4 protein-coding genes are annotated in these 4,258 nt (G+C 51.0%); 1 reads left to right on the top strand and 3 read right to left on the bottom strand.

Annotated features, from left to right (window positions below):
- The first annotated feature begins 53 nt into the window (after positions 1-53).
- Positions 54-1,931: a DUF3769 domain-containing protein gene (locus KB557_RS09275; protein WP_255133525.1), complete on the top strand. Its 1,878-nt coding sequence runs from the start codon at positions 54-56 to the stop codon at positions 1,929-1,931.
- On the opposite strand, the gene KB557_RS09270 is transcribed toward KB557_RS09275, so the two are convergent.
- The 3 genes from KB557_RS09270 to KB557_RS09260 form a co-directional block, all read right to left on the bottom strand.
- Positions 1,920-2,546 carry a 3-isopropylmalate dehydratase small subunit 2 gene (locus KB557_RS09270; protein ID WP_255133523.1) on the bottom strand — a complete coding sequence of 209 codons (627 nt, stop codon included), beginning with the start codon at positions 2,544-2,546 and terminating at the stop codon, positions 1,920-1,922. The genes KB557_RS09275 and KB557_RS09270 overlap by 12 nt on opposite strands.
- Before the next feature lie 25 nt (positions 2,547-2,571).
- The gene (gene leuC / locus KB557_RS09265; protein WP_255133521.1) at positions 2,572-3,987 is read right to left on the bottom strand and encodes a 3-isopropylmalate dehydratase large subunit; all 1,416 of its coding nucleotides are present in this window, start codon (positions 3,985-3,987) and stop codon (positions 2,572-2,574) included.
- A gap of 39 nt (positions 3,988-4,026) precedes the next feature.
- Positions 4,027-4,258, bottom strand: a 232-nt coding sequence (locus KB557_RS09260) for a CinA family protein (RefSeq protein ID WP_255133519.1), incomplete at its 5' end; no start/stop codon positions are given.

Below are 4,258 nucleotides of genomic sequence, written 5' to 3'. Positions count from 1 at the left end.
AAACTCAATACCTAAACTAAGCACTTCATAAATAAGGTAGTAATGGTTATTTATTGGGGGCCCGCTACCGCTTTGTTTCCCCCACAGCGAAAAGAGCTCAGCTGGAAAATCCACCACCTTTGGGTTGCCCCGATCCCGATCGTGCCAGCCGCCAACCGCTGTTGCCCCTGGATGAACAGCTGGAGGCGGTGGCATTTGATGGCCCCAGCGCTCAAGCAGCACCGGCGCCAATTCCAGAGCGGCAAGCATCCAAATTGAGCCCAGCTCAACAGTTAGCCCAAAGACGCGCAGCAATTGCCGATTTAGATCAAAGGGTGCGAGATGTGCAGCCCCGCCTTGGCCTCACCGTTGATCGCCGTTTTGGCAAAAATGAGCTGAGTTCCCTCACTGGCACTGAAACCGCCTACGGCCCGGCCACACCGGCCCAATTGCAACAAATTCAAAATAAAAAAAACCAAAAATTAATTAGCGGCTCTGTTACCCATTGGCGTTTTCAAGCTCCCCAGGTGCGGCTTACCCCTGAAGGTTGGACGGCCCCCAGGGCAAGCTTTAGCAACGATCCCTTCACCCCAGCTCAAGTGTGGGTGGATATGGAAAATGTGAAATCAAAACAGGAACTTGATGGCACCACGGTGATTGAATCAGCTCGTAATCGTTTGCTGCTGGAAAATAAAATTCCAGTGCCTTTACCCACAACTTTTAGGATCAAGCCAACCCAAGAGCAAGAGGTTGAAAATCGCTGGTCGCTAAAAAACGATAATCTTGATCGCGATGGCCTATTTGTTCAATATGCCCTGCCTGAAGTGCGCCTCGGCTCAGCCACGGTATTTTCCTTAAAGCCACAATTCATGCTTCAGCGGGCTTTTGAGGGCAGCACCAACTCCTATCCAGCCCCCAGAGCTTCTGCAGGATCAGGCACCGTTAGCCAATCCAACACCGTGGGCGATTTATTTGGCGCTCTCGCTTTGCTTGAAGGTTCCTTTGGTACTGGAAGATTTTATGCGCGGGCAGATGTATCAAGTTTGTCTGATCAAAATCTAAGTAATGCCACAAGGGTGGTGGCTGAAATTTTAGAGCCGCTTAAATTGCCATTTTTAGGCACACCGCTCGCCCGTTTATTTGGCGCCTATCGCTTCCGCACCTGGAATGGTTCCCTTGGCGAGCAGGATATCTACTCTGCCTATGGCGTTTCCTTAGAAAAACAAGCATCTCTGCCTACTCTTGGTAAATTGCAAAGTTCATATTTTTGGCGGGCGGGCGTTGGTAATTACCAGAGTAATGATTTTGTATCTGGCAATATTGAGAGTAATAATTTTGCTGATTTATGGCGCGCCAATTTTTATGGCACAATCCGCGCTAATTTACCAATTTGGAGTGGTAAAGCCCTGCCGCTTAGTTCAGAGGGTGCCTACCGCTATTCCGGTGTTGCAGTAATACCTGGGCTTTCATTTAATTTTGTACCTTTTTTGAATTTATCTGCCTATGGCGGCGGCCAAAGCCAAAATCTAGTGGGGATTTCTGGTGGGCCTGTAATTACATTGGGCCATTTCAATCGGCCGATGTTTGATTATACCCGCCTTTCCTTATTTGGTAGTTTGGCTGCAAAATCAGGCGATAGCCCTTTTGCTTTTGATCGTTATGTTGATACAGCTACTTTAGGTGTTGGCTTAACCCAACAATTGGTTGGCCCATTGGTGCTAGATGGTGCCGTAAGTTATAACGTAGCTGGGGGCTCTGGCTATTACGGTGATGTAACTAATTCCTATGTTGAATTGCGTTGGCAACGCCGCGCCTATGAGGTGGGTTTTTATTACAGCCCTTACACAGGGATCGGTGGTATCAAGTTTAAATTAAACGATTTTGGTTTCCGCGGCCCCGGCTTACCTTTTGTGCCCTATGAACCATCAACTGGAGTTGTATTAGGCCCATAAATTATTTAGATAAGGCAGGGCAGCTGCAGTTTTATTCAGGGCCTCGTTATTAGCAACAAGTTGTGCTGTGCCATCCCAGCGGCCGCTTAAGAACATTTGTTGGATGCCTTTTTCTAGCTCGATAGCCCAGCTGCAGCCTTCACTACTGATGCTGCTGGAGGCAAGATCCAGCACAAAATTTGGATTTGTTGCCTCGTTTGCCAATGCCTGTAGTTCCAGAATCAGCGTTTGCTTTACCTGCACGCAGGGAATACCAAGCGCTAAACAATTGCCAAAAAAGATCTCAGCAAAACTTTCAGCTAGCACCGCCCTAATACCCCAACGCATTAATGCCTGGGGTGCATGTTCACGGCTGGAGCCGCAGCCAAAATTTTGGTTTGTGAATAAGAATTTTGCTCCTTGCTTTTCAGGTTGATCAAAAGGATGAAACCCAGCTGCGCCTTTATTTAATTCCTTGCGATCATCGGCAAATACCTGGGCGCCAAGCCCATCAAAACTCACACATTTAAGAAATCGAGCTGGGATTATTCGATCTGTATCGATGTCGTTGCCGCTCAGCACCACAGCCTTGCCGCTGATCTTTGTTATCGCACCGCTGGGAAAAATGTTGTCCATGCTTTTGGTTGGAATTTTTTTACTATTAATTAGGGTTGTTTAACATTTTGCGTACATCGCTTACGCAGCCAGTGATAGCGGCGGCGGCCACCATCGCAGGGCTCATCAGCAGGGTGCGGCCGGTGGCAGAACCTTGGCGACCTTTGAAATTACGGTTGCTAGAGCTGGCGCTGATCTCTCTACCTTCCAATCGATCTGGGTTCATTGCAAGGCACATCGAGCAGCCCGGTTCGCGCCATTCAAAACCGGCGGCGCGAAATAACTGATCCAGGCCTTCTGCTTCCGCTTCCTTTGCCACCTGCTCCGATCCAGGCACCACAAAAGCTTTGATGCCAGCTGCCACCTTGCCCCCTTTTGCTACTGCCGCGGCTGCCCTTAGATCGCTAATGCGTCCGTTTGTGCAGCTGCCGATAAAGCACACATCCACGGCAACACCAGCAATCGCACTACCTGGTTTTAGATCCATATAGCGATAGGCCTCTTCCGCTAGGGGTCTTTCGGCTGTAGGAATTTGATCCAATTGCGGAATCATTTCATCTACGCCAATTCCCTGCCCTGGGGTGATCCCCCAGGTAACAGTGGGGGCAATGCTGCTGGCATCAATCAACACCTCATCATCAAAAACAGCATCGCTGCTTGAGGCAAGTGCGCTCCACCAGGCCACTGCCTTGCCCCAGGCTTCCCCTTTAGGGGCATATTCCCGGTTTTTTAGGTAACTAAATGTGGTGGCATCTGGATTCACATAGCCACATCTAGCGCCGCCTTCGATCGCCATATTGCAGATCGTCATGCGTTCCTCCATGCAGAGGGCCGCAATCGCAGGCCCTGCAAATTCATGGGCGTAGCCCACGCCTTTTTGCACACCCATTTGGCGAATGATGTGCAGCACAAGATCTTTGGCGTAAACCCCCGGTTGTAATGCGCCATCAACCCAAATCCGCCGCACTTTTAATTTCGCCATCGCCAAGCTCTGGCAAGCCAGCACATCGCGCACCTGGCTGGTGCCAATTCCAAAAGCAATCGCTCCAAAGGCGCCATGGGTTGAGGTGTGGGAATCGCCGCAAGCCACCGTCATCCCCGGTTGAGTGAGCCCAAGCTCTGGGGCAATCACATGCACGATCCCTTGGCGACCACTGCCTAAGCCATGCAAAGTGATGCCGTTTTCGCTGCAGTTGCGCTCCAAGGTGGCAAGCATCGCTTCCGCTAACGGATCGCTAAAAGGCCTTGCTTGGGAGCTGGTGGGCACGATGTGATCCACGGTTGCCACCGTGCGTTCCGGATGGCGCACCCCAAGCCCCAGTTCGCGAATGGCTGCAAATGCCTGCGGACTCGTTACTTCATGAATCAGATGTAAACCGATAAATAGCTGGGTGGCGCCATCGGCTAATTCAGCTACCCGATGCAATTGCCAAACTTTGTCGTAGAGGGTGCCAGCGCTCAAAATTTTTATTTCGCTATTTAAGTAGCCTAAATCTGTGGCTTACAAAGCCAAACGCAGTTGATCGAGGGCATCGCCAACACTTAAGCCGCGGATCCATTCGCGGCCGCGGCTGGCGCCGTATTGGCGCATAAAGCTAAAACTCACGCTGGGCCCGCTAACGGCAAAATAAACCAAGCCCACCGGTTTTTCGGCGCTGCCGCCGCCGGGGCCAGCGATACCTGTAACTGCTACAGCCCAATCGGCGCCAGTGCAACGCCTTGCCCCCTCGGCC

The sequence above is a fragment of the Synechococcus sp. Cruz CV12-2-Slac-r genome (assembly GCF_024346075.1).
In the GTDB taxonomy this organism is placed as follows: domain Bacteria; phylum Cyanobacteriota; class Cyanobacteriia; order PCC-6307; family Cyanobiaceae; genus Synechococcus_D.
The sequence above is the reverse complement of the archived record's forward strand: the minus strand, read 5'-3'. Positions and strand labels throughout refer to the sequence as shown.

What these genes read in the sequence shown, in the direction of transcription:
- KB557_RS09270 (WP_255133523.1), bottom strand. Translation starts at nt 2,546, where the DNA reads ATGGACAACATTTTTCCCAGCGGTGCGATAACAAAGATCAGCGGCAAG.